We start from the raw sequence: 24,279 nt of genomic DNA on the forward strand, positions 1-24,279 counted from the left end.
GCCGTGAGCCGGTGGCCGGGCGGAGGGATCCGAAGCGCAGCCCCACTGGGGCGAGCATCGGAATCCCGCAGTCCGGACGCCGGCGACTCAAGAACCCTGCTTCACAGAACCGAAGTGCGGGGCAGCAGGGCTTCGAGCTTGCGGATGTCGGGGTTCTTTAGCCGCCGAGGCTACCCTGCGCCATTCCGATGCTCGCCCCGGTGGGGCTGCGCTTCGGATGGCTCCGGGGTCCTCGGCTGGCAGTCGCCCAATGCGGTGGTTTTGGATCCCGTTCGTGGGCAGATGCCGTGAGCCGGTGGCCGGGCGGAGGGATCCGAAGCGCAGCCCCACTGGGGCGAGCATCGGAATCCCGCAGTCCGGACGCCGGCGACTCAAGAACCCTGCCTCACAAAACCGAAGTGCGGTCCGGATTTGCCTAATCCGGACGCCCTAGGAGCGGGTTTTCGTTGGCCGGCAGCGCTCAGGCGACCAGGCGGTCCAGGGCTTCGCGGTACTTGGCGGCGGTCTTTTCCAGCACGTCCTGCGGCAGGCGCGGCGCGGGCGGGGTCTTGTCCCAGGCCTGGGTTTCCAGCCAGTCACGCACGAACTGCTTGTCGAACGAGGGCGGGCTGATGCCCACGCGGTAGCCGTCGGCCGGCCAGAAGCGCGAGGAATCGGGCGTCAACACTTCGTCCATCAGGTACAGCGTGCCATCGTCGTCCAGGCCGAATTCGAACTTGGTATCGGCGATGATGATGCCCTTGGTGGCCGCGAACTTGGCGGCTTCGGCGTACAGCTTGAGAGTCACGTCGCGGATGCGCTCAGCCATTTCCTGGCCCACTTCCTTGACCACGTGGGCGAAGTCCACGTTCTCGTCGTGCATGCCGAACTCGGCCTTGGCGGCGGGCGTGAAGATGGGTTCGGGCAGCTGACTGGCCTGTTGCAGGCCGGCGGGCAGCTTGATGCCGCAGACGGCGCCGGTGGCCTGGTAGTCCTTCCAGCCGGAGCCGATCAGGTAGCCGCGGGCCACCGCTTCCACCAGGATGGGCTTCAAGCGCTTGACCACCACGGCGCGGCCGCGCACCTGCTCGACTTCATCCGGCGCGACCACGTCTTCGGCCTTGATGCCGGTGGAGTGGTTCGGCAGGATGTGGGCCAGCTTCTTCAGCCAGAACTCGGTCAGCTCGGTCAGCACCTGCCCCTTTCCGGGGATCGGGTCGTCGAGAATCACGTCGAAGGCGGAGATACGATCCGACGCGACGATCAGCAACTTGTCGTCGCCCACCGCGTACATGTCGCGCACCTTACCGCGGCCCAGCAGCGGCAAGGACTTGATGCTGGATTGATGCAAAGCAGAAGTCACGGGAATGGCCTATGGCAATAATGAAGATTCCCGCCACGGGCAGGCGCCAGGGCGGGAAGTAGAACGGAATCCGGGAACTGCGGGCAAGGCCGGCGACGCGCGCGGGTCTTGCGAAGCGCATAGGTTACTGCAAATGGGCCGGTCTTGCCGGAGCGCTCGACGCCGCCGGGCGGCCGGGTTAGGCTCTGCTCTCCAACATGATGCGCGCCGGCCGCCTCTGGCGTCACGGCGCTGACCCCAAGCCCGGAGACAGAGCCGTATGCAGGATGCTTTCCTCAAACGCAGCGCCCACGCCGACGCCCAGGTGCACCTCACCGGCGGTTGCCAATGCGGCGCCGTGCGCTACGCCACCACCGATGAACCGATCATGGCCGCGACCTGCCATTGCCGGGACTGCCAATATTCCAGCGGCGGCGCCCCGGCTCATGCGCTGATCTTTCCGGCGGGCTCCATCACGCTGTTGCGCGGCAGCGCCAAGGAACACCGCTACCGAGGCGAATCCGGCCATACCGTCATGCGCAGCTTCTGTGCGGACTGCGGCACCCCGCTGTTCGGCAATTCGGCCGGCATGGGCTACGAAATCGTGCGGGCCGGCTCGCTGGACGACCCGGAAGCCTTCCGCGCCCGCGCCAGCCTGTGGACCGACTCGGCCCCGTCCTGGCATCACGTGGACCGGAGCGTGCCGCACTTCCCCCGCAACTCGCCGGCGCCATAGCCCGAGGCGCAGACAAAAAAAAGCGGTCCGCCTGGGCGGACCGCTTTTTTATTGCACTCGGGCGCCGGACGCCTCTGGCGTCACGCGCCGGCGGCAGATGCTTACTGAACCACCTGGGCCAGCTTGCCCGACGCGTATTGCGCGGCGATTTCGGTCAGCGGCAGCGCCTTGATCTTGCTGGCGTTGCCGGCGGTGCCGAATTCGGTGTAGCGAGCCACACAGATGGCCTTGGCGGCGGCGCGGGCCGGCTTCAGGTATTCGCGCGGGTCGAACTTTTCCGGGTTTTCGGCAAAGAAGCGGCGGATCGCGCCAGTCATGGCCAGACGGATATCGGTGTCGATATTGATCTTGCGCACGCCGTACTTGATGGCTTCCTGGATTTCCTCGACGGGAACGCCGTAGGTTTCCTTCATGTTGCCGCCGAATTCGCGGATCTCGGCCAGCAGTTCCTGCGGCACGCTGGAGCTGCCATGCATCACCAGGTGGGTGTTCGGCAGACGAGCGTGGATTTCCTTGATGCGGGAGATCGACAGGATGTCGCCGGTGGGCTTGCGCGTGAACTTGTAAGCGCCGTGGCTGGTGCCGATGGCGATGGCCAGCGCGTCCAGCTGCGTGCGGCGCACGAAGTCGGCGGCTTGCTCCGGGTCGGTCAGCAGCTGGTCCATGGTCAGCTTGCCGTCGGCGCCATGGCCGTCTTCCTTGTCGCCTTCCATGGTTTCCAGGGAACCCAGGCAGCCCAGTTCGCCTTCGACCGTCACGCCCAGCTTGTGGGCGGTGTCCACGACCTTCTTGGTCACTTCAACGTTGTAGTCGTAGTCGGCGATGGTCTTGCCGTCTTCCTTGAGCGAACCGTCCATCATGACGCTGGAGAAGCCCAGGTCGATGGCGCCTTGGCAGATCTTGGGCGACTGGCCGTGGTCCTGGTGCATGACCACGGGGATGTGCGGATAGGATTCCACGGCGGCCTGGATCAGGTGCTTCAGGAAGCCTTCGCCCGCGTACTTGCGCGCGCCGGCCGAGGCTTGCATGATCACCGGGCTGTCGGTCTCCGCAGCAGCTTCCATGATGGCCTGGACCTGTTCCAGGTTGTTGACGTTGAAAGCGGGAATGCCGTAACCGTGCTCGGCGGCGTGGTCGAGCAACTGGCGCATGGAGACTAGGGCCATGAGTGGTCCTCCTTAGTACTGTCTATTGAAAGATGGTTGAAGCCTTGATGAATGGAGTGATTTTACGGGGGATTCGACGAAAGGTCTTGCAACCTCCCGTATCCGGTCCATTCAGATGAGCACGAAAGGCCCAGGCCGGGCTTCAACTCCCCCAAAGGACCGAGGGCGCGGCGGAGCCGCCAGGGCTCCGCGGCAAGGGACCGGCTTTTTTCAAGGCCGGCCGGCGTGCGGAATGTCCACCCGCGTCATCAGGATCCGGCCTTCGTGCTTGGCACGCCTGTTGGCTTCGATGAAGTCGGGCGCGGCGGCCATGAACAGGGTCCGGCCGTCCGCTCCGCCCAGGGCGGCGGCGAAGATGCCGAACTCGCCCGTGTCGATCTGCTCCAGGATCTTGCCGCCGCGCGCCACGCGCACGATGCGCTTGCCGATGGCGTCGGCCACCCACAAGGCCCCTTCCGCGTCCAGCGCGCCGCCGTCGGGCCCGATGGCGGAAGCGGCGATCAGCAGGCCCAGGTCGCCGCTGGCCGGCAAGGGGCCGAAATCGGCCCAGTCGCGACGCGGCCCAAGTCCGCCGTCGGCCAGGATGTCGAACTCGGAAATGCGGTTGCCGAAGGTTTCGTTGACGATCATGGTCTTGCCGTCCGGCGTAATGAACGAGCCGTTGGGAAAGCACAGGCCATCCGCCACCCTCCGCGCGGAGCCGTCGGGATCGACGCGCACGATGCCGGTATTGCGGACCGGCTCGCCAGCCATCAGGTCAAAACCGAAATTGCCCACATAGGCCCTGCCCTGCGCGTCCACGACCATGTCGTTGACCGGTCCGCCCGTCAGCGCCGACAGGTCGGCGTGCACGGCCAGCGCGCCGTCCGCCTCGCGGCGCAGGAGCTTGCGGTCCTTCATCGACGCGATCAGCAGGCGGCCGTCCGGCAGCCAGCCCAACCCGGACGGCTGCTGCGGCACCTTGCAGATCTGCTCGACCCTGCCGTCCAGGTCCACGGCGATGACCTGCTCGGTGTAGAAGTCCGACGCCCACAAGCGGTTCTCGTGCCAGCGCAGCCCCTCCAGATAGGTGTATCCGGACGCCAGCACGGACAGTTCGCGTTTCGGCATTGCCTAGTCTCCTTGTGCGGCCCCGCGCAAGGGCCTGTTGTTCGCGTTGCCCCTGCGCCGCTGTCGCGGGCGCCGGGGCTGAACCATTCTGGCATGGCGGCGGGCGATAGCGCGGCGGTTCCAAATTGATACAACTCCGATATCACCGCCTCCCCGAAACCTCCCTGGGGAAGCGGCCTAATCCGTCCCCGATCTGACAACTACGTGTCAGGTGCGCGGCGTTAACATCGCGCCCCAAGGGTAAACCCGCACCCTGCGGCCTGCCCTGGCATTCCGTCTCCGGATCTTCTCGCCCGCCCCGTGCCGGCGCGCCCGTCTCTCCGGGCCAGGCAAGCGATCCCTGTTTTCCGTTTTGATCATGAACACTAAGAAGCTGACGCGTTATATCGGCATCGCCATGGTGCTGGGCATCGTGGTGGGCTATTTCTGCCACAGGTACGCGCAGAATGAGAAGGAGGCGGCGCAGATCGCCTCGTACTTCAGTCTCATCACCGACATCTTCCTGCGCATGATCAAGATGATCATCGCGCCGCTGGTGTTCGCCACCCTGGTGACCGGCCTGGCCAGCATGAGCGACGCCAGCGCCGTGGGCCGCATCGGCATGCGCGCCATGGTCTGGTTCATCGCCGCCTCGGCCCTGTCGCTGCTGCTGGGCCTGGCGCTGGTCAACATCTTCCAGCCTGGCGCGCACATGAACCTGGCGCTGCCGGACGCGGGCCTGACTTCGGGCCTGAAGACGGGCGACTTCACGCTCAAGGCCTTCATTACGCACGTGTTCCCGCGCAGCATCGCCGAAGCCATGGCCAACAACGAGATCCTGCAGATCCTGGTGTTCTCGCTGTTCTTCGGCGCCGCCCTGTCCTTCATCCGCGGCAAGGGCCACAACACCATCTACAACCTGATCGACGAGCTGGCCAAGATCATGTTCCGGGTGACGGACTACGTGATGCGCTTCGCGCCCATCGGCGTGTTCGCCGCCATGGCCGCCGCCATCACCACCGAGGGCCTGGGCGTGCTGGTCAGCTACGGCAAGCTGATAGGCGAGTTCTACCTGGGACTGGCGCTGCTGTGGGCCATCCTGTTCGGCGTGGGCTACCTGTTCCTGGGCAAGTCCACCTTCCGCCTGGGCGGCCTGATCAAGGAACCCACGCTGCTAGCGTTCTCCACGGCCAGCAGCGAATCGGCCTACCCCAAGACCATCGAGGCGCTGACCCGCTTTGGCGTGCCCAAGCGCATCTCGGGCTTCGTCCTGCCGCTGGGCTACTCCTTCAACCTGGACGGCTCGATGATGTACCAGTCCTTCGCGGTGCTGTTCATCGCCCAGGCCTACAACATCCAGATGAGCTTTACGCAGCAGCTGACGCTGCTGCTGGTGCTGATGGTGACCAGCAAAGGCATGGCCGGCGTGGCGCGCGCCTCGCTCGTGGTGGTCGCGGCGACGCTGCCGATGTTCCATCTGCCCGAAGCCGGCCTGCTGCTGATCATGGGCATCGACCAGTTCTTCGACATGGGCCGCACGGCCACCAACGTGGTCGGCAACAGCCTGGCCACCGCCGTCATTTCCAAGCTGGAAGGCAATCGCGAGGACACGGCTGACACCGAGCCCGCCTTGGATGAAGCCCGCCCGGACCAGGCCGCGAGCCAGAACGCCTGAAGCAACAGGCAATGAAAAACGGGCCGCATGGCCCGTTTTTTTATGGCTAGCGGCAGCTTGACCGGCGCCATGGCCGGGAGCAACATATAAACCCTTCGCTCCCTATCCCGGCGCGGCGCGCATGGGCGCCACGCTCAGTTCTCATGCCATGAAACGCCTAAGCCTGCGCTGCGCCCTGGCGGCCGCGGCCCTGATGTCCGCCACTCCCGCCTCATACGCCTGGACCCGCATTTCCTGCGAGTTGGGCGGCACCGTGGCCAACCTGCCCGTGGTGATGCGTCAGTTCCGCACCGACGGCACGGAACTGACGCAATTGATGTTCAGGCTGAAGGTCAGGAACGCGGACATACCCGAAGGCGCCCGCGCCGATACCGACTGCACTGAATTCGTCGGCCGCGAGATCGACGTGGTGCTTGAGAACATCGCCGCCGACACGGTCCGCAGGGGCAAGTCCCTGAAGATGCGCTACCGCTACGACGATTCGCTGGGGCAGAGCCAGGCAACGAAGTTCGAACTGGAGCGCCAGCAACGGCCCTAGCGCCTGTACCCCCTTAGTCGTTGACCGAGCACGAGACGGGCGCGCCGTCCTCGAATTCCACGTCGTAGGTATGCACCGGATCCCAGGGCAGCGTGAACCACAGCTCGTAGCCGTCGCCGTCTTCGTCGAACAGCCACAGCGCACGCAACACGGCGTGTTGGGCCATGGCTTCGGCGGTTTCTTCCTGCGGCAGCTGGTTGTCGTCCAGGCCGAGCTTCTTGTAATGCTCGTAGGAGTAGTTTTCCAGCAGAAGTTCGGCCGCGGCCAGGATCTGGTCATCGAGGTCGTCGATGATGGCCTTGACCACCTTGGACGCGCTGCCGTCGGGCTCTTCGCCGTCAGTCTGGACCATCACGTGGATGGGCGGACGGCCCTTGCCGGCGGCGACGTTCTCCGCGGCCCACAGATCGGGTTCCTCGGGATCCTGGGTGAAATTGAATCGTGCCATCGCGAACTCCGGAAAAAGGGCCGGCGCGCCGCGGAAATCGCGGCCGCGCCTTTCCCGCCATTTAACCAGATGCGCGGCCTCCCGGCTGCGCCCGGCGGCGATGTTTTTGCGACAGACCGCCCTTGCGTCTATGGATATCAGACGCGCTCCAGCGGCAGATGCGGCAAGTCGGGCAGCGCCACTCGGATCGGATCCCCTGCGCTCACCGCCCCGCCTTCGATCACGATGCCCATGATGCCGGCGCGGCGCATCAGGCTGCCGTCCGGGTGGCGGCCCAGCACGGCAGCGGTCAGGCCCTGCTGGTAGTTGTCGAGTTGCGAGCAGGGATTGCGCAGGCCGGTGATTTCGACCACCGCGTGCGCGCCGAGATGCAGGCGCGCGCCGCGCGGCAATCCCAACAGGTCGATGCCACGAGTGGTGATGTTCTCGCCCATGGTGCCTTCGGCCACGTTGAAGCCGGCCAGTTGCAACTCATCGTGCAGTTCGCCGTGGATCAGATGGACCTGCCGCAGATTGGGCTGGGAGGGGTCCGCCTTGACACGGGAACGGTGCTTGACCGTGACGCCCATGTGGGCGTCGCCTTCCACCCCCAGCCCCTGCAGCAGCAGGATCGCCGACACGACCGGCTTGCTGAACCCGTGCGTGGGGCTGCACGCCACGGCTGTCACGATGGGATGCATCACGTCTCTCCAGGAACGGGTTCAGGCGGTCAGGACCTGCGCCTCGGACGCCCGCTGCGCGCTCGCACGCGCGGGCGGATAGTGCGCCGAGAATACCAGCCGGCCGGCCGACCAGGTATGGCTGATCAGCGGTTGCGCGCCCACTTGCGCCACCGCCACCAAGTCGGCGCGCTGGCCCGGCGCGATGCGCCCGCGGTCGGACAGGCCGCAAGCCTGCGCCGGGTTCAGCGTGACCAGCGCAATCGCCTGCGGCAAGGTCAGGTCGGTTTGCGCTGCCACCGTGAACGCGGCGGCGATCAGCGCGGACGGCTGATAGTCCGAGCACAGGCAGCTGGCGACGCCCGCGCGGATGGCGTCGATGGCGCGCATCGAGCCGCTCTGGCTCTGGCCGCGCAACACATTGGGCGCGCCCAGGATGGTGGGCAGGCCGCAGGACACCGCGGCGCGCGCGGTATCCAGGGTGATCGGGAACTCGCTCATGGCCACGCCCAGGTTACGCATGGTGGCAATGCGTTGGATCGAATCATCGTCATGGCTGGCGGTGGGAATGCCCAGTCCTTGCGCATGCGACAGTAGCGCCTCCACCCGCGTCACCGCGCCGTCCTTGGCGCGCGTCTTGGCCTGTGCGGCTTCCTCGGCCTGCTCGCGGCTCATGGCGTGGTTACCCATCATGTACTGCAGATAGGACTCCAGCGTCTTGAACTGCCCCTGGCCCGGCGAATGGTCCATGACCGACAGCAGGTCCACGGCGCCCTCGTCCATCAGCGCGCGCAGCACCTCCACCGAGGTGGCGTCGGTGACTTCATAGCGGCAGTGGACACGGTTATCGACCAGGCTGTGCTGGCGGAAGGCGCGCACGGTGCGCACCACTTCCGCCGCGGTCTGATTGTTGCGCACGCCCCATTCGCTGTTGGCGAAGGACAGCGCGTGATACGGCGTGGTGATGCCGGCCGCGGCATTGCGGCGGTCGACCTGGGCCACCGCGAAATCCAGCGGAAACAGCACCCGCGAACGCGGCTCGGCTTCCTTTTCGATGGCGTCGCAGTGCAGGTCGATCAGCCCCGGCAGCAAGGTCTGGCCGCAGAGATCGATCTCGCGGTCCGCGCGCGCGCCAGCGGGTTCGATGGCGACGATGCGGCCATCGTCTATCAGGACGGCGCTGTCCTCCAGGACGCGGTCCTGCAGCACCACGCGGGCATGGGTGAGATAGGTGCTTTGCATCATTGCTCCAAGTCGGCCAATGCGGGTTGGGCGGGACGCAAGGCCAGCGTCTGCGTGGCGACGGCGTCGCGCACTTCGGCGTCGTGGAAGATGCCCAGCAGGCAGCGGCCCTCGGCCATGGCCTCGCGGATCAGCGCGATCACGACCTGGCGGTTGTCGGCGTCCAGCGACGCGGTGGGTTCGTCCAGCAACAGGATGGGATGGCGGGCGATGAAGCCGCGCGCAATGTTCACGCGCTGCTGCTCGCCGCCCGAAAAGGTGGCGGGCGCCAACCCCCACAGGCGCGGCGGCACGTTCAGGCGCTGCAGCAGGGCAGCGGCGCGGGCTTGGGCCTCATCGGCATCCACCCCCGCGGCACGCAGAGGTTCGGCCACCACGTCCAGCGCCGACACGCGCGGAATCACGCGCAGGAACTGGCTGACGTAGCCGATCACCTCGCGGCGCAGGGCCAGGATGCGCTGCTCGGGCGCGCCCGCCAGCTCCACCCAATCATCGTTCCAGCGCACCCGGATGCTGCCCTCGGTGGCCAGATAGTTGCCATAGAGGCAGCGCAGCAAGGTGCTCTTGCCGGTGCCGGACGGCCCCGCCAGCACCAGGCAGTCGCCCGCGGCCGCGTCGAAGTCGACCGATTCCAGCACCGGCAGGCGCATGCCGCCCTGGTTATGCAGGGTGAACATCTTTCCGAGGCCCCGCACCTCGATCATGGGAGTCTTTACGCGCATGGTCAGCTCTGCAAAATGGAAGACACCAGCAACTGGGTGTACGGATGCTGCGGGTCGTCGAGGATCTGGTCGGTCAGGCCGCTTTCGACCACCACGCCGCCGCGCATGACCAGGGTGCGATGCGCCAGCAGGCGCGCCACCGCCAGGTCATGGGTAACGACGATGGCGGCCAGGCCCAGGTCGGCCACCAACTGGCGCAACAGGTCCAACAGGCGCGCCTGCACCGACACGTCCAGCGAAGCCGTGGGCTCGTCCATGAACACCAGGCGGGGATGGGTCACCAGATTGCGGGCGATCTGCAGGCGCTGCTGCATGCCACCGGAGAACGAGGTGGGCCTGTCGTCCAGTCGGTCCGCGTCGATTTCCATCTTCTGCAGCCAGTTGCCGGCGGCCTGGCGCAGATCGCCGTAGTGCCGGTCGCCCACGGCCATCAGCCGCTCCGCGATGTTGGCGCCGGCGCTGACCTGCATGCGCAGGCCGTCCCTGGCGTTCTGCCGCACGAAGCCCCAGTCGGTGCGCGACAGCAGGCGCAGGCGCGCGCCCGGCAGCGCGGCCAGGTCGGTGAAACCCTGGTCGCGGGTGTCGTACCAGACGCTGCCCGCGTCCGGCCGGGTCTGGTACGACACAGCCGACAGCAGCGTGCTCTTGCCCGAGCCGGACTCGCCGACCACGCACAGCACTTCGCCGGGATACAGATCGAAGTTGACGTCGCGGCAGCCGTGCACACCGTCCCAGGTGCGCGTCATGTTGCGCACGGAAAGCAAAGGTTGGGCGTTCATGCCGCGGCCTCCTGGTTGGATTGTTCCGCGCCCTGCCGCGCCTGGCGGTCGTTGCAGTACTCGGTGTCGGAGCAGACGAAGCGGCGCGTGCCCGCGTCGTCCAGGATGATCTCGTCCAGATAGCTCTCGCGCGATCCGCACAGGTCGCAGCATTCGCTCCAGGTCTCCACCTGGAACGGGTGGTCCTCGAAGTCCAGGCTTTTCACCGAGGTATAGGGCGGCACCGCGTAGACCCGCTTTTCGCGGCCCGCGCCAAACAGCATCAACGCAGGGCTGCCGTCCAGCTTGGGATTGTCGAACTTGGGGATGGGCGAAGGCCGCATCATGTAGCGGCCGTTCACGATGACCGGATAGTCATAGGTGGTGGCGATGTGGCCGTGCTGGGCGATGTCTTCGTACAGCTTGACGTGCATGCCGCCGTATTCAGCCAGCGCGTGCATGGTGCGCGTCTCGGTTTCGCTGGGCTCCAGCCAGCGCAGGGGTTCAGGGATAGGCACCTGGAACACCATGATCTGTCCTTCCGCCAGCGGCGTCTCGGGGATGCGGTGGCGGGTCTGGACGATGGTGGCCGCGGGCGTGGACTCCGTCGTCGCCACGCCCGTGACGCGGCCGAAGAAGCGGCGGATGTTGATGGCGTTGGTGGTGTCGTCCGAACCCTGGTCTATCACCTTGAGCACGTCGTTCGCGCCGATGATGGACGCGGTGACCTGGATGCCGCCAGTGCCCCAGCCATAGGGCAGCGGCATTTCGCGGCTGCCAAACGGCACTTGGTAGCCGGGAATGGCGACGGCCTTGAGCAAGGCGCGGCGCAGCATGCGCTTGGTGGATTCGTCCAGGTAGGCGAAGTTGTAGTGGTCGTCGCGTTCGACCGTTGCGTGTTGCGTAGTCATGGGGAAACCGCCTCGTCCATCAGATCGTTGCGCGCGGCCTCGGGCGCGGCGCGTTCGGCGCGCATGCGCCGCAACAGTTCCAGATTGGCCTGGAAGTCCACGTAGTGCGGCAGCTTCAAGTGCTGCACGAAACCGGAGGCTTCGACGTTGTCGCTGTGGTAGAGCACGAATTCGTGGTCGTTGGCCGGGGAATCGGCGCGCTCGCCCAGGTCGCGCGCCTTGAGCGCGCGGTCCACCAGCGCCATCGACATGACCTTGCGTTCGCCGTAGCCGAAGGTCAACCCGTAACCCCGGGTGAATTTCGGGCCTTCCTCGGCGCTGCCGGCGAACTGGCTCACCATCTGGCATTCGGTGATTTCGATCTCGCCCACGGTGACGGCAAATCCCAGTTCCTCGATATGCATTTCCACCTCCAGCGCGCCGTAACGGATCTCGGCGGCGAAGGGGTGGGTGTTGCCGTAGCCGCGCTGGGTCGAATAGCCCATGGACAGCAGGAAGCCTTCGTCGGCGCGCGCCAGGTTCTGCAGGCGGGCCGCGCGCGATGCCGGAAAATCCAGCGGCTGACGGGTCAGGTCGAAAGGTTCTGGATCGCCTTCGGGCACGGCTTCCGCATCGATCAGGTCATCGTGCGCCAGCAGGTCGGTGACGCGCGGCATGTCACTGTCCAGGGCCTCGCCGCCCGGCGGCAAGGCGTCGGCTTCGCGCTGCGCTTCGAGCGAGAAGTCCAGCAGGCGTTGGGTGTAGTCGTAGGTCGGCCCCAGGATCTGGCCGCCCGGCACGTCCTTGAAGGTGGACGAGATGCGGCGCTGCAAGCGCATGCGGCCGGTGTCGATGGGCTGGGTGTAGCCAAAGCGCGACAAGGTGGTGCGGTAAGCGCGCAGCAGGAATACCGCTTCGATCACGTCGCCCGCAGCCTGCTTGATGGCCAGCGCCGCCAACTGCGGATCGTAGAGCGAGCCCTCGGCCATGACCCGCGACACCGCCAGCGGCATCTGTTCGCGGATCTGGTCCAGGCTCAGCTCAGGTACTTCGCGGTCGCCGCGCCGGTAATCGTCCAGCATGCGGTAGGAATTGAGGATGGCGCGTTCGCCCCCTTTTACGGCCACATACATGTCAGCTCTCCTTGCGCGTGCTGCGCGGCAGTGCGCAAATCCGCCGTTCCTGCGTCAGGAACACGTCGACGCCCAGCGAAAAACGTTGATGATTGATGCGCCATTCGCGCCAGAAGCCCTCGGGCAGCCCGGCCACGCGCAGGATCTGCTGGCTCTGTATGCCTGGGCCGCTGAGGATGACGGGTTCTCCTTCTGATAAGGACTCGGCCTCGATCAGCAAGGTAGTGGACACATCGGGATAGGCCGGATCGCCCTGGTGGCAGGACGACAGCGCCGGCGCCTTGCCGCCGGCGGGCACTGCGGCAAAGCGCGCCAGCGACGGCGAAGGCACGATGGGGCAGCCGCAATGAAAACGCAGGAAGGCAATGGCATCCGCGCTGACGCTCTCCGGCAGCCACAGCGGCGTGTCCACGTCCACCAGCGTCAGCAGCATCGCGGTCATGGCCGGCGACAGGCCGGCGGGCACGCCGGTTTCGGCCAGGATCTCGTTGATGCGGCCTGGGTGGGCCAGCGCGTCAAGCGCGGCGCGGAACGTGGCCTGCGCGTCGCCGACGGGGTCCGCGAACCCCGGGAGCAGCGCCCGGCCCGAGGCCGCGGCGGCTTGTATCTGTTGTTGCATGTCAGTCCTCGCCTCGCACCATCGTGAAGAATTCCACCTTGGTCTGCGCCGCCACGCGGGCCTGGCGCTCGATCCGTTCAGCATGCAGGCGGGCCAGCGGCTGGATCAGCTGGGCCTGCACCGTGTCATGCCATTCCGGCAGCTGCAGCAGCGCGTCGGCCACGGCGGCCTGTTCGGCATGGCGCTGCGAGCGGCCTTGCACATAAGCCACCCCGATAACGCCCTCGTCCATCGTCACCGCGCAACGTGTCACGCTCATTTCGCCCAGGTTGAAGCGGGCGCCGGTGCCGCCGCTACGGGCGCGCACCATGGCCATGCCGGTTTGCGCCGGCCGCAGCATCTGGTGCCCGGGCTTGCCGGCCAACGCGCAAAAAGCGCCATCCAGCGCGGCCGGATCGGCCAGCGCCAGCACGCGCATCCAGGCGGCGCGTTGCGCGCCCGCCGCATCCTGCCCTGTCTTTGGGTGATCCATTTTTTCCTCTAAACGTCTAGACGACTGGATGGAGTATGATCGCTTCGAAAACGAAGTTCAACAGCCTGGCGTGAATTTTTGATGACAGTTGCAGCGTGCCCGCAGCGCCTTTCCGGCGGCCGCCGCATGGTGCACAATCACTGCCATTCTTCATGAAGCTGATGTGACAGCACGAGCACACCCTATGGTCGAAAGAGGTTCCGGCATCGCCGTCTGGCGGCAAATCGGCGAAGCGCTTGCGGACGATATCCGCAACAAGCTCTATGCGGCAGGCGAACAGCTGCCCTCCGAGCCCGAGCTGGCCGCCAAGTTTTCCGTCAACCGCCACACCATCCGCCGCGCGATGGGCGAACTCGAACAAGGCGGCCTGGTCCGCATCGAGCAGGGCCGCGGCACCTTCGTCCAGGAACACGCGATCGACTACGCCATCGGCAAGCGCACGCGCTTTTCCGAGAACCTGCGCAGCCAAGGCATGCTGGGCCACCAGGAAGTCCTGGGCAGCCAGAGCCTGCGCGCGGGCGACATCGCCAAGCACCTGGGCCTGACCCGTGCCGCGCCGCTGTTGCGCGTGCAGATCGTGGGCAAGGCCGAAAACCGCCCCATCAGCGTCTCGGAGCACTTCTTCGACGAAAAGCGCTTCCCCGATTTCGCGGAACGCCTGGCCTCCCTGCGCTCGATCTCCAAGGTCTACACCCACTATGGCATCGGCGATTACACGCGCAAATGGTCGCGCATCACCGCCGCGCTGCCCACGCCCGAGATCGCCCGCCTGCTGGGCCAGCCCAAGACCCGCCCCATTCTTCAGGTCGAAGCCCTGAACGTGGACCAGGACGGCGCGCCGCTGCAATACAGCGTCGCCCGCTTCGTCGGCGACATGGTGCAGCTGATGGTGACGGACGACACCTGACGCAAGGCCGCCGCCTGCGCGCGCAGGCGGCGCGGAAAGCTCGCCCTTTCGGCTTAACTCATCTAGACATCTGGTTGTAATGCAATCCCGCTAACGTCACGCCATGAACACACACACGCACGCCCCCTCGCCCCTGGCCGGTGTCACAGGCCAACGCATCCTGACGCCGCGCGGCGTCGAACAGGCCAGCCTGCGCTTCCACGGCGGACTGATAGAAGGCTCCGCCGCCGCGGCGCCGCGGGGCGCGCCCTGGTTCGACGCAGGCAATCTGCTGGTGCTGCCCGGCATCGTGGACCTGCACGGCGACGCCTTCGAACGCGCCGTCATGCCGCGTCCCAGTGTGACGTTTCCCTATGACGGCGCCTTGTTCGACGTGGACCGCCAACTGCTGGCCAACGGCATCACCACCGAATTCCACGGCGTCACGCTGTCCTGGGAAGGCGGATTGCGCGGCGAGACCTACGCCGAGCGCATGTTCGACGCGCTGGAAAGAATGCGCCACCTCATGGGCGCGCGGCACTATGTGCACCTGCGCTTCGAAACGCATCACGTGGGCGGCCTGGAGACAGCCCAGCAATGGATAAGGGACGGCCGCGTCCGCTTCCTGGCCTTGAACGACCACCTGCCCAGCATGGCGCGCCGCCTGGGCGACGAGCGCAAGCTGATGCAGTACGCCAACCGCGCCGAATGCGATCTCGACGTCTTCCAGGACCGCATCCGAGCCGCCATGTCGGCGGCCGATTCGGTAGCCGACGCCATGCGCGAACTGACCGCCTGCGCCCGGGAGGCAGGCTTGAAGGTGGCCTCGCACGACGATCCGGATGCCGCCACGCGCCGCTATTACCACCAGCTGGGCTGCGGCGTGGCGGAGTTTCCGCTGACCCGCGAGGCGGCGGGCGTCGCTCGCGACCTGGGCGATTCCGTGGTCTTCGGCGCGCCCAATGTCGTGCGCGGCGGCAGCCACACGGGCGCGCCCAGCGCCACCGAAATGATCCGCGCGGGCCTGTGCGACATCCTGACGTCCGACTATTACTACCCTGCCCCGCTGGCCGCCGTGATGAAGCTGGCCGACGACGGCGTGTTGCCGCTGGCGCAGGCCTGGGATCTGGTATCGCTGAATCCAGCCCGCGCCGCCGGCCTGAAGGACCGCGGCGCACTGGCCCCGGGGCTGATCGCCGACGCCATCGTGGTGGACGACCAGGTGCCAGGACTGCCGCGCGTCTGCGCCGCGATCGTGGGCGGCGAACTGCGCTACGCCACGCGCGCGTTCGACGACGGCCACAGCCAGCGCATGGCGGCCTGACCATGCCGCTCGCCCATCGCTACGCCCTGTACCTGGCGCCCACCGGCCCCTGGCGCGAACACGGCAGCCGCTGGCTGGGCCGCTGCGCCGACACCGGCGAGGCGCTGCCGCCGCTGCCGGGGCAAGACGCGGACTCGCGCGCCTGGACTGCGGCGCCGCGCCACTATGGCTTGCACGCCACGCTGAAACCGCCCTTCCGCCTGAGCCCGGGCGTCAATCCACAGCAGCTCGACGCAGCCGCGCGCCAGTTGGCCGCAAGCGGCAGCCCCTTCTCGCTGGAACTCGAATGCGAACCGCTGCGCGGCTTCCTGGCCTGGCGCATCGCCTCGTCCGACACGCAAGGCCAGGCGCGGATCCAGGCTTTGGCAGAGGCCGCCGTGCGCGACCTGGACCCTTTGCGCGCGCCGCCCACGGCCGAGGAAACCGCCCGCCGACAGCCGCAGTCGCTCAGTCCAGCGCAGCAATCCATGCTGGCGCGCTGGGGCTATCCGTATGTCTTCGACACCTACGTTTTCCACATCACCCTGACCGGCAAGCTGGAAGGCGCGGCGCTGGCCCAGGCGCAGGCCGGTATCGCCGCCTTTGCCGACCCCTTGCGCGGACAGGCGATGGACGTGCCCGGGGTCAGCATCTATGTGCAGCCAACGCCTGGCGCGGACTTCGTCGCAGCCCGGCACTATGGCTTCGACGGCTCAAGCATCGATGCGGCGGGCGCCAGCTATCTACAAGGACAGGCCGCAGCATGAACCCCGCCGTTCCCGCCGACGGCGCGCGCCTGATCTACCTGATGGGCGCATCGGGCAGCGGCAAGGACACCTTGCTGCGCCTGCTGCGCGCGGAGTTGCGCGGCGACGAGCCCGTACTGGTCGCGCACCGCTACATCACCCGCGACAGCGGCGATACCGAAGACGCGCTGCGCCTGACCGAAGACGAGTTCGGACGCCGCGCCGCGCTGGGCTGCTTCGCATTGCGTTGGGCCAGCCATGGCTTGCAGTACGGCATCGGCATCGAGATAGACGCCTGGCTGTCCTGCGGCGCGGCGGTCATCATCAACGGCTCGCGCGCCCACCTGGAACAGGCACACTCGCGCTACCCGGCATTGACTGCCGTGGAAGTCACTGTCGACCCTGGCCAGCTCGCCCGCCGCCTGGCGGGACGCGGCCGCGAAAGCGCGGAACAGATCGCGCAGCGCCTGGCGCGCGCCACGCAGCCTTTCCCCGTGCCTCGGCAGTGCCAGCTGCTGCATGTCAGCAACGACGCGGCGCCAGAGACGGCCGCCGCCACGCTGCTGGACATCGCGCGCGGCAAGCTTGCGGCGTAGGGGCGCGGTTCAGCGCCGCTCGCCCGCGCCCTGAGCCCAGGGCGCGGCGGCATCGCCGCACAGATCCAGCAGGATGTCCGAGAACCGCTCCTCGGCCGCCAGCGGCTGTTCGCGCTTGCGGCGGATCAGGTTGATCGGCGGCAACTCCCAGCCGAAGTCCCAGGGCACCATGCCCAGCTTGCCGCGCTGGCAGAGTTCGCGGGCGATGTCTTCCGGCACCACCGAGATAAGTGCCTCGTTCATGGTCAGCATGCCTTCGATCACGTCGGTTGAATATGCCTCCAGCACCGGCGACGGTGGCGGCAGCTCGGCGCGGATGAAGTGCTCGACGATCAGTTGCCGCGTCGGCGTGTTGGCGGCCGGCAGCACCCAGTCCATCGCCGCCAGCGCGGCCCAATCCGGTTCGCGCCGCGCCAGCCGCTGCGCCAGCCGGCCGTGCGCGATCAGGCGCGGCCGCTGGCGGTACAGCACGCGGTGGATCAGGTCGTCCGGCGCCACGGTCGAGGTGGCGCGGCTGATGATGCAATCCAGTTCATGCCGGCGCAGCATCGGCACCAGATGGTCGGTGGTGGCGCGGTGCAGGCTGAGCGTGACGCCATGGCGCTGGTGCAGGCGGCTGATCGCCGCAGTGAGCAAGGCGCTGGACACGTAGGGCACCACGCCCACCTGCAGATGCGCGGAACGGCCGGCGTGCAAGGCCTCGACCTCGCGCGCCCACAGGTCCAGGTCGCTGAGCATGTGGCGCGCGCGCACCAGGGCCAGGTTGCCCAGCGGCGTGGCTTGCAGGCCGCGCCCGGTGCGCGTGAATAGCGGCGCGCCGAAGATGTCCTCGATCTCCGTGAGCGCCTTGGTGACGGCGGGCTGGCTGATGCCCGCCGCGGCCGCCACGCGCGTGAGCGAGCCGTGCCTGGCGATCTCGATCAGCAGCGTCAGGTGGCGATGCTTGAGACGGTTGGCGAGACGGGCGGCATCCCAGGTCACGATCTTTCCTATAACCAATTGGTTATTCAATTATGCCAACAAAGGCAGAACCAGTTATTTCATGTCCCTATACTGCAAACATTTCCCTGCAGCCCGGACCGGCCCCATGAGCGCATCCTTCACCACCCGCCCCGAAATACGCGGCACCTTCGGCGTGGTTTCCTCCACCCACTGGCTGGCCTCGCAGGTGGCCATGGGCGTGCTGGAACGCGGTGGCAATGCCTATGACGCAGCGGTCGCCGGAGGCTTCACGCTGCAGATCGTGGAGCCGCACCTGAACGGGCCCGGCGGCGAGGTGCCCATCCTGTTCTGGAGCGAGCGGGAACAGCGCATGCGCGCGCTGTGCGGCCAGGGTCCCGCGCCCGCGCTCGCCACGCCCGCCTATTTCCGCGGCCTGGGCGTGGACCTGGTGCCCGGCATCGGCCTCTTGCCCGCCACCGTGCCCGGCGCCTTCGGGGCCTGGCTGACCCTGCTGCGCGATTACGGCACTTGGGAGCTGGCTGACGTGCTGCGCCCGGCCATCGACTACGCGCGCAACGGCTTTCCCCTGGTGCCGCGCATCTCGCAGGCCATCCTGGCGGTACAGGCGCTGTTCCGCGATGAATGGACCAGTTCGCGTGAGGTCTGGCTGCCCGATGGCCGCGTACCCGCGCCCGACACACTGTTCCGCACGCCCGCCATCGCCGCCACCTACACGCGCATTCTGGACGAAGCGCACGCCAGCAGCACCGACCGGCGCGGGCGCATCGACGCGGCGCTGGAGGTCTGGTACCGCGGCTTCGTGGCCGACGCCATCGACGACTACTACACCCATGCGCCGGTGCGCGACACCACCGGCCAGCGCAATCGCGGCCTGCTGCGCAAGTCCGACCTGGCCGATTGGCGCGCCACCTACGACGAACCCCTGACTGTGCAGTATGGCCGCTACACCGTAGCCAAATGCGGCGTCTGGTCGCAGGGACCGGTCCACTTGCAGCAGTTGGCAATCCTGCGGCACCTGGAGCTGGACGGGCTAGAGTCGACCTCGCCGCAATTCGTGCACTACGTAGCCGAGGCGGCCAAGCTGGCCTTCGCCGACCGCACTGCCTGGTACGGCGACCCCGATTTCGCGCAGGTGCCGCTGGCCGCCCTGCTCAGCGACGACTACGCCCGCGCACGCGCGGCCGGCATCGGCGCCCGCGCTTCATCCGAGTTCCAGCCCGGCAGCCCGGGCGGATTGGCGCCGCGCCTGCCCGACCTGGACGCCGCGGTGCGCACCTTGGCCGCGTCCGACACGCGCTTCGGCGTGGGCGAACCGACCTTCGCGGCGCTGCCGCCGGTAGCCGAATGGGCCGCGCGCGAGATCTTCGTCGGCGACACCTGCCAGATCGACGTCATCGACCGCGACGGCAACATGGTCGCCGCCACGCCATCAGGCGGCTGGCTGTCGTCCAGCCCCGTGGTGCCCGGCCTGGGCTTCCCGCTGACCACCCGCCTGCAGATGACCTGGCTGGACGAGGGCGTGCCAGGCCAGCTGCAGCCGGGCAAACGCCCTTGCACCACCCTGTCGCCCGGCCTGGCCTTGCGCGACGGCCAGCCCTACATGGCTTTCGGCACGCCGGGCGGCGACCAGCAGGACCAATGGACGGTGGCGTTCTTCCTGCGCCACGTCATGGGCATGAATCTGCAGGAGGCGATCGAAGCGCCTTCCTGGCATGTCGATCATTTTCCGGGTTCGTTCTGGCCCCGCAGCCTGACCTTGAACCGCCTGACCGTGGAATCGCGCATGCCGGCCGCCACGCTGGAGGCGCTGCGCGCGGCGGGCCACGAGGTCAAGGTGGGGCCGGACTGGTCCGAAGGCCGCATCAGCGCCTGCACCCGGGAGCCTGCCGCCGGCGGCGGCCTGCTGCTGCGCGCCGGCGCCAACCCGCGCGGCATGCAGGGCTATGCCGCCGGCCGCTGAACCTGTTTCATCCAACCGGCACACAGACCGGACACTACGCAAAGGGGTAAACACCATGACACTGCAATTCAAACGACTGCTGCGCGCCTGCGCGCTGGGCCTGGCGCTGGCTGCACCGGCGCTCACCCATGCCGCCTGGCCCGAAAAGCCCATCACCCTGATCGTGCCCTGGGCCGCGGGCGGCTCCACCGACATCCTGGCGCGCGTGCTGTCCGAAGGCCTGACCCAGTCGCTGGGCCAGCCCGTCATCGTGGAAAACCGCTCGGGCGCGTCCGGCAACATCGGCACCACCTTCGTAGCCCGCGCCAAGCCCGACGGCTACACCTTGCTGGTGGGTTCGATGAGCACGCACACGATGAACCAGGCGCTCTACTCCAGCATGCCGTTCGACGGCGTGAAGGACTTCACGCCCATCGCCGAACTCGCGCTGGTCACCAACACCATGGTGGTGAACCCGTCCGTGCCCGCGTCCAACGTGAAGGAGTTCATTGCCTACTTGAAGGCGAATCCCGGCACCGTGGCCTACGCTTCCGCCGGCCAGGGTTCCACCAACCATCTGAGCGCCGCGCTGTTCGAAAAGGCCGCCGGCGTGAAGATGATGCACATTCCCTATCGCGGCGGCGCACCCGCGGTCCTGGACACCGTGGCCGGCCGCACCCAGGTGCTGTTCAGCGCCGGCACGCAGACCCTGCCGCACGTGCAGAACGACAAGCTGAAGCTCTTGGCCGTCACCGAGGAAGCGCGTTCGCCCCTGCTGCCCCAAGTACCCACGGTGGCCGAGACCCTGCCGGGCTATGAACTGTCGGTCTGGTACGGCGCCTTCGGCCCGGCCGGCATGCCGCCCGAGCTGACCGCGCGCCTGAACCGCGAGATCAACCTGATCCTCAAGCGGCCCGAAGTCATCAAGAAAATGGGCGACATGGGCGTGCTGCTGACCGAGACCACGCCGGAGCAGTTCGGCCAGATCCTGGCGCGCGACGCCGACAAGTACGGCAAGCTGATTAAAGAACTGGGAATCACCGCCGAATGACCGTCAGCATCAAGCTCGTCCCGCCGGCGCAAGCCGGCGTGGCCGCCATCGCCCAGGCCTATGCGGCCGCCGATCCGGCGGCGGCCTTACGCGCCATCGACGCCCATGCGCACGCCGCGCTTGCGCACACGCTGTGCACCGTCAACCGCTATGACGCGCAGGCCATGCGGGTGGTGCGGCTGTACAGTTCCAACCCCGAGGCTTATCCGCCCGGCGGCAGCAAGGACAAGAGCGGCACCGCCTGGGGCCGCCACGTCCTGCTGGAACGGAAACTGTTCGTAGGCGAAGGCGAGGACGCGATCCGCGAATTCTTCAATGACCACGATGCGATCCAGCGCCTGGGCCTGCGTTCCGTCATCAATGTGCCGGTGGTGTACGGCGAGGTCTGCCTGGGCACCGTCAATTTCCTGATGCCGCGCGTGGCGGTGTCGGACGCCGATGTGCAGGCCGCGCAGCTGGCGGGCCTGCTGGCGCTGCCCGCGTTCCAGGCGCTGCGCCAGCAGTCCTGACACGGCGGGGCCGGCACGGGCCCCGCGTCCTCAGATCAGCGCGCGGCGGATACGCGCCGAGGCCATGTCGATCACGACAACGAAGGCCACGATGATGATCATCACCGCGCAGGTTTCGGCATAGCGGAAGCTGCGGATGATTTCCCACAGCACGGTGCCGATGCCGCCCGCGCCCACGATGCCGACCACCGAGGCCGAGCGCACGTTGGATTCGAAGCGGTACAGCGAATACGAGATCCACAACGGCAGCACTTGCGGGATCACGCCGTAGACGATTTCCTCCAGCGCATTCGCGCCGGTGGCGCGCACGCCCTCCACCGGACGCGGATCGATCGCCTCGACCGCTTCCGAGAACAGCTTGGCCAGCACGCCCGTGGTGTGCACCCACAACGCCAGCACACCGGCGAACGGGCCCAGGCCCACCGCCACGATGAACAGCATGGCGAATACCATTTCGTTGATGGCGCGGCACGCGTCCATCAGGCGCCGCATCGGCTGGTACACCCAGGCCGGCACGATGTTCGACGAACACAGCAGCCCCAGCGGCACGGCCACCACGATGGCCAGGAACGTGCCCCACACGGCGATCTGCACGGTGACGATCATCTCGTCCAGGTACATGCGCCAGTCGCGGAAATTCGGCGGAAAGAAGTCGGCCGCGAACTCGGCCATGTTGCCCGAATCGCGCAGCAGGTCCAGGGGCCGCATGTCCGCGCCCTTCCACGACATGATCAGCAGCGCCAGCACGACGCCCCACACGAGCAGGACTGGCAGCGACGAGCGCGGCGCGGCGGAAAGGCGAGAGGTCTGCATGGCTACGTTCATATGAAAAAGGCGATCCGCGTGGTGAAGGTTCTGGTTGCGGGCAAGCCGGCGCGCCCCGCGGCGCGCCGGCTTGCCCGCAGGAGATTTACTGCTTGACGACGGGTTGGCCCAGGCTGGCCAGCTTGCTGTCCAGCTCGGCCAGCTGCTTCTGCTTTTCGGCCTGGCCCAGCGTGGCGTCGGCCTCGACCTTGGCCTTTTCGCGCGCCAGTTCGATCTGGCGGATCGGCACCAATTGCTGGTTATCGGAAGCGCGGAAACCTTGATAGGTCAACGCCTTCAGGTTGGCCAGTTCGCGCTCGGCGTCCTTGCCCTTGCCGTAGTTGACGAAGAAGTCGCGGATGCGAGCCTTCAGGTCGGCCGGCAGGTCAGTGCGCATGACCAGCGGATCCGCCGGGATCAGCGGCGACTTCCACAGCACGCGCACGCTGTCATTGGCGTCCTTGCCGGTGTTCAGGCGATAACGCTCCAGCGCCTCGGTGTTGTTGACGGCCACGTCCACCTGCTTGTTGATGACCGACAGCAGATTGGTTTCGTGGTTGCTGGCGCGCACCGTCTTGAAGAAGGTCTTGGGTTCTATCTTGTTGGCGGCCCACAGGTAATAGCCCGGCACGGCGGTGCCCGACGTGGAGTTGGGATCGCCCGCGCCGTAGCTCAGCGTGCCGCCGCGCTTGAGCACGTCGTCCAGGGTCTTCAGGTTGCTGTCCTTGTTGACGATCAGCAGCGACCAGTAGCCGGGGTTGCCGTCCTTGTCGATGACGGAGGCGAACACTTCGCCCTTGGCGCGGTCCACCGCCTCGATCGCGGACTTGTTGCCGAACCAGCCCATCTGCACCTTGTTGAAGCGCATGCCTTCGATAATGCCGGCGTAATCGGACGCGAAGAAGGGCTTGACCGGCACGCCGATCGCGCGGCTCAGGTCATCGATGACGGGTTGCCATACCGACTTCAGGTTGGTGGAGGATTCCGTCGAGATGATGCCGAAGTTCAGCGTCTTGGCATCTTCGGCGTGGACCTGGGTGGACAGGGCCGCGGCGGCGATCAGGGTGACAAAGGTTCTGCGTAGCATGGAAGGCTCCGGGGATAAACGGGTCGGGAAGAATCAGGCGGCTTGCGCCAATCGGGACAGCGGCGCCATGCCGGGCATGGCCGGCGCTTGCGGCGCGTATTCAGGAAGCAGTTCGCTCAATTCGGAACCGTAGAGGTCGCTGAGCATGGACGGCGTGAGGTCTGCGGAAGGACCGTCATAGACCACCTTGCCGTGGCGCAGCGCCACCACCCGAGGGCAATAGCGCAGGGCCACATCCACCTGGTGCAGCGACACCACCACCGCCACCTTGCGGCTGCGGTTGATCTGGGCCAGCGTGTCCATCACCCGGCGCGAGGATTCCGGGTCCAGCGAGGCGATGGGTTCGTCAGCCAGGATGACGCGGGCATTCTGCACCAGGGTGCGGGCGATGGCCGCGCGCTGCTGCTGGCCGCCGGACAGCGTCGAAGCGCGCTGAAACGCGTAGTCGTCTATACCAACCTGGGCAAGCGCTTCCAGGCCCTGGCGCACTTCACCGCGCAGGAACCAGCGCGTCAGGCTGCGCCACAGCGGCACGCGCGGCAGCAGGCCGGTCAACACATTGGTGATGACGGGCAGGCGGCCCACCAGATTGAATTGCTGGAACACGAAACCGATACCGGCGCGCGCCGAGCGCACGTCGCGGCTCAGGCGGCCGTCACGCTGGATCATGCGGCCGTTAACGGCCACGCTGCCCGCATCGCCGGCCACGAAGCCCGACAGATGGCGCAGCAGCGTCGACTTGCCCGAACCCGAGGCGCCCAGCAAGGCAACCATCTCGCCGTCGGCCACTTGCAGGTTCACGCCGTCCAGCGCCTTGGCGCCGGCGTGGAAGCTCTTGCAGAGCCCTTGTACTTCGATGGCGTAAGTCATCGTTGAATCCCCTTGGATGTGTTCATGGCCGCATTCTGTTTTCGCGGCATGACAGCA

The 24,279-nt window shown here is 67.1% G+C and carries 26 protein-coding genes; 10 read left to right on the forward strand and 16 right to left on the reverse strand.

Features of this window, described 5'->3' with window-relative positions; all coding sequences use genetic code 11:
• Positions 1-460: 460 nt before the first annotated feature.
• Positions 461-1,342, reverse strand: a complete 882-nt coding sequence (locus WBB14_RS24660; protein WP_424242096.1) for a phosphoribosylaminoimidazolesuccinocarboxamide synthase — start codon at positions 1,340-1,342, stop codon at positions 461-463.
• A gap of 259 nt (positions 1,343-1,601) precedes the next feature.
• Here WBB14_RS24660 and WBB14_RS24665 point away from each other — a divergent pair, with 259 nt between their 5' ends.
• Entirely contained in the window at positions 1,602-2,057 is a 456-nt protein-coding gene (locus WBB14_RS24665; RefSeq protein WP_332012685.1) for a GFA family protein, read from the forward strand.
• A 101-nt stretch (positions 2,058-2,158) separates the two neighbouring features.
• Here the strand turns inward: WBB14_RS24665 and fba are convergent, their stop codons facing one another.
• Both fba and WBB14_RS24675 read right to left on the reverse strand, forming a co-directional pair.
• Positions 2,159-3,223 (reverse strand): class II fructose-bisphosphate aldolase, encoded by a 1,065-nt coding sequence (fba, locus tag WBB14_RS24670; RefSeq protein ID WP_059379455.1) that lies wholly within the window; start codon positions 3,221-3,223, stop codon positions 2,159-2,161.
• 210 nt (positions 3,224-3,433) lie between these two features.
• On the reverse strand, positions 3,434-4,333 hold the full coding sequence (locus tag WBB14_RS24675) for an SMP-30/gluconolactonase/LRE family protein (RefSeq protein ID WP_424242097.1): 900 nt from the start codon (positions 4,331-4,333) through the stop codon (positions 3,434-3,436).
• A 358-nt stretch (positions 4,334-4,691) separates the two neighbouring features.
• Between WBB14_RS24675 and WBB14_RS24680 the strand changes: the two genes are divergently transcribed.
• Entirely contained in the window at positions 4,692-5,987 is a 1,296-nt protein-coding gene (locus WBB14_RS24680) for a dicarboxylate/amino acid:cation symporter (protein WP_424242098.1), read from the forward strand.
• Positions 5,988-6,135: 148 nt separating this feature from the next.
• On the forward strand, positions 6,136-6,525 hold the full coding sequence (locus WBB14_RS24685) for a hypothetical protein (protein ID WP_424242099.1): 390 nt from the start codon (positions 6,136-6,138) through the stop codon (positions 6,523-6,525).
• A 13-nt stretch (positions 6,526-6,538) separates the two neighbouring features.
• On the opposite strand, the gene WBB14_RS24690 is transcribed toward WBB14_RS24685, so the two are convergent.
• From WBB14_RS24690 to phnG, 9 genes are all read right to left on the reverse strand, one after another.
• The gene (locus tag WBB14_RS24690; RefSeq protein WP_424242100.1) at positions 6,539-6,973 is read right to left on the reverse strand and encodes a hypothetical protein; all 435 of its coding nucleotides are present in this window, start codon (positions 6,971-6,973) and stop codon (positions 6,539-6,541) included.
• A 137-nt stretch (positions 6,974-7,110) separates the two neighbouring features.
• Positions 7,111-7,653 (reverse strand): MOSC domain-containing protein, encoded by a 543-nt coding sequence (locus WBB14_RS24695; protein ID WP_424242101.1) that lies wholly within the window; start codon positions 7,651-7,653, stop codon positions 7,111-7,113.
• Positions 7,654-7,674: 21 nt separating this feature from the next.
• Positions 7,675-8,874 (reverse strand): alpha-D-ribose 1-methylphosphonate 5-triphosphate diphosphatase, encoded by a 1,200-nt coding sequence (locus tag WBB14_RS24700; RefSeq protein WP_424242143.1) that lies wholly within the window; start codon positions 8,872-8,874, stop codon positions 7,675-7,677.
• Positions 8,874-9,596 (reverse strand): phosphonate C-P lyase system protein PhnL, encoded by a 723-nt coding sequence (gene phnL / locus WBB14_RS24705; protein WP_424242102.1) that lies wholly within the window; start codon positions 9,594-9,596, stop codon positions 8,874-8,876. The genes WBB14_RS24700 and phnL overlap by 1 nt, the downstream gene beginning before the upstream one ends.
• 2 nt (positions 9,597-9,598) lie before the next feature.
• Positions 9,599-10,375: a phosphonate C-P lyase system protein PhnK gene (phnK, locus tag WBB14_RS24710; protein ID WP_424242103.1), complete on the reverse strand. Its 777-nt coding sequence runs from the start codon at positions 10,373-10,375 to the stop codon at positions 9,599-9,601.
• Positions 10,372-11,265 (reverse strand): alpha-D-ribose 1-methylphosphonate 5-phosphate C-P-lyase PhnJ, encoded by an 894-nt coding sequence (locus WBB14_RS24715; RefSeq protein ID WP_332012677.1) that lies wholly within the window; start codon positions 11,263-11,265, stop codon positions 10,372-10,374. The genes phnK and WBB14_RS24715 overlap by 4 nt, the downstream gene beginning before the upstream one ends.
• Positions 11,262-12,377 (reverse strand): carbon-phosphorus lyase complex subunit PhnI, encoded by a 1,116-nt coding sequence (locus tag WBB14_RS24720; RefSeq protein ID WP_424242104.1) that lies wholly within the window; start codon positions 12,375-12,377, stop codon positions 11,262-11,264. The genes WBB14_RS24715 and WBB14_RS24720 overlap by 4 nt, the downstream gene beginning before the upstream one ends.
• A gap of 1 nt (position 12,378) precedes the next feature.
• Positions 12,379-12,996 (reverse strand): phosphonate C-P lyase system protein PhnH, encoded by a 618-nt coding sequence (gene phnH / locus WBB14_RS24725; RefSeq protein ID WP_424242105.1) that lies wholly within the window; start codon positions 12,994-12,996, stop codon positions 12,379-12,381.
• Position 12,997: 1 nt separating this feature from the next.
• Positions 12,998-13,468: a phosphonate C-P lyase system protein PhnG gene (phnG, locus tag WBB14_RS24730; protein ID WP_424242106.1), complete on the reverse strand. Its 471-nt coding sequence runs from the start codon at positions 13,466-13,468 to the stop codon at positions 12,998-13,000.
• Positions 13,469-13,652: 184 nt separating this feature from the next.
• On the opposite strand from phnG, the gene phnF reads away from it, so the two are divergent.
• The 4 genes from phnF to phnN all read left to right on the forward strand — a co-directional run bounded on the left by phnF (position 13,653) and on the right by phnN (position 16,999).
• Positions 13,653-14,375 (forward strand): phosphonate metabolism transcriptional regulator PhnF, encoded by a 723-nt coding sequence (phnF, locus tag WBB14_RS24735; protein WP_424242107.1) that lies wholly within the window; start codon positions 13,653-13,655, stop codon positions 14,373-14,375.
• Positions 14,376-14,478: 103 nt separating this feature from the next.
• Positions 14,479-15,678, forward strand: coding sequence for an alpha-D-ribose 1-methylphosphonate 5-triphosphate diphosphatase (locus WBB14_RS24740; RefSeq protein WP_424242108.1), 1,200 nt, complete (start codon positions 14,479-14,481; stop codon positions 15,676-15,678).
• 2 nt (positions 15,679-15,680) lie between these two features.
• A complete protein-coding gene (locus WBB14_RS24745) occupies positions 15,681-16,424 on the forward strand; it encodes a DUF1045 domain-containing protein (protein WP_424242109.1) in 744 nt (247 codons plus the stop codon).
• The gene (gene phnN / locus WBB14_RS24750; protein WP_424242110.1) at positions 16,421-16,999 is read left to right on the forward strand and encodes a phosphonate metabolism protein/1,5-bisphosphokinase (PRPP-forming) PhnN; all 579 of its coding nucleotides are present in this window, start codon (positions 16,421-16,423) and stop codon (positions 16,997-16,999) included. Before WBB14_RS24745 ends, phnN begins: the two co-directional genes overlap by 4 nt.
• Before the next feature lie 9 nt (positions 17,000-17,008).
• Here phnN and WBB14_RS24755 read toward each other — a convergent pair whose 3' ends face one another.
• Entirely contained in the window at positions 17,009-17,980 is a 972-nt protein-coding gene (locus tag WBB14_RS24755) for a LysR family transcriptional regulator (RefSeq protein ID WP_424242111.1), read from the reverse strand.
• Between the two features lie 106 nt (positions 17,981-18,086).
• On the opposite strand from WBB14_RS24755, the gene WBB14_RS24760 reads away from it, so the two are divergent.
• Genes WBB14_RS24760 through WBB14_RS24770 form a run of 3 tightly spaced genes read left to right on the forward strand, consistent with a single transcriptional unit; the run spans position 18,087 to position 21,461 of the window.
• Positions 18,087-19,922: a gamma-glutamyltransferase family protein gene (locus WBB14_RS24760; protein ID WP_424242112.1), complete on the forward strand. Its 1,836-nt coding sequence runs from the start codon at positions 18,087-18,089 to the stop codon at positions 19,920-19,922.
• A gap of 55 nt (positions 19,923-19,977) precedes the next feature.
• The gene (locus WBB14_RS24765) at positions 19,978-20,952 is read left to right on the forward strand and encodes a Bug family tripartite tricarboxylate transporter substrate binding protein (protein ID WP_424242113.1); all 975 of its coding nucleotides are present in this window, start codon (positions 19,978-19,980) and stop codon (positions 20,950-20,952) included.
• Positions 20,949-21,461, forward strand: a complete 513-nt coding sequence (locus WBB14_RS24770; RefSeq protein ID WP_424242114.1) for a GAF domain-containing protein — start codon at positions 20,949-20,951, stop codon at positions 21,459-21,461. Before WBB14_RS24765 ends, WBB14_RS24770 begins: the two co-directional genes overlap by 4 nt.
• A gap of 30 nt (positions 21,462-21,491) precedes the next feature.
• On the opposite strand, the gene phnE is transcribed toward WBB14_RS24770, so the two are convergent.
• The 3 genes from phnE to phnC all read right to left on the reverse strand — a co-directional run bounded on the left by phnE (position 21,492) and on the right by phnC (position 24,222).
• Positions 21,492-22,286 carry a phosphonate ABC transporter, permease protein PhnE gene (gene phnE, locus WBB14_RS24775; protein WP_424242115.1) on the reverse strand — a complete coding sequence of 265 codons (795 nt, stop codon included), beginning with the start codon at positions 22,284-22,286 and terminating at the stop codon, positions 21,492-21,494.
• 85 nt (positions 22,287-22,371) lie between these two features.
• Positions 22,372-23,352 (reverse strand): phosphonate ABC transporter substrate-binding protein, encoded by a 981-nt coding sequence (phnD, locus tag WBB14_RS24780; RefSeq protein ID WP_424242116.1) that lies wholly within the window; start codon positions 23,350-23,352, stop codon positions 22,372-22,374.
• 33 nt (positions 23,353-23,385) lie between these two features.
• Positions 23,386-24,222, reverse strand: coding sequence for a phosphonate ABC transporter ATP-binding protein (gene phnC / locus WBB14_RS24785; protein ID WP_332015740.1), 837 nt, complete (start codon positions 24,220-24,222; stop codon positions 23,386-23,388).
• Positions 24,223-24,279 lie beyond the last annotated feature (57 nt).

This window comes from Achromobacter sp. (assembly GCF_049647645.1).
Classification (GTDB): Bacteria; Pseudomonadota; Gammaproteobacteria; order Burkholderiales; family Burkholderiaceae_B; genus Achromobacter.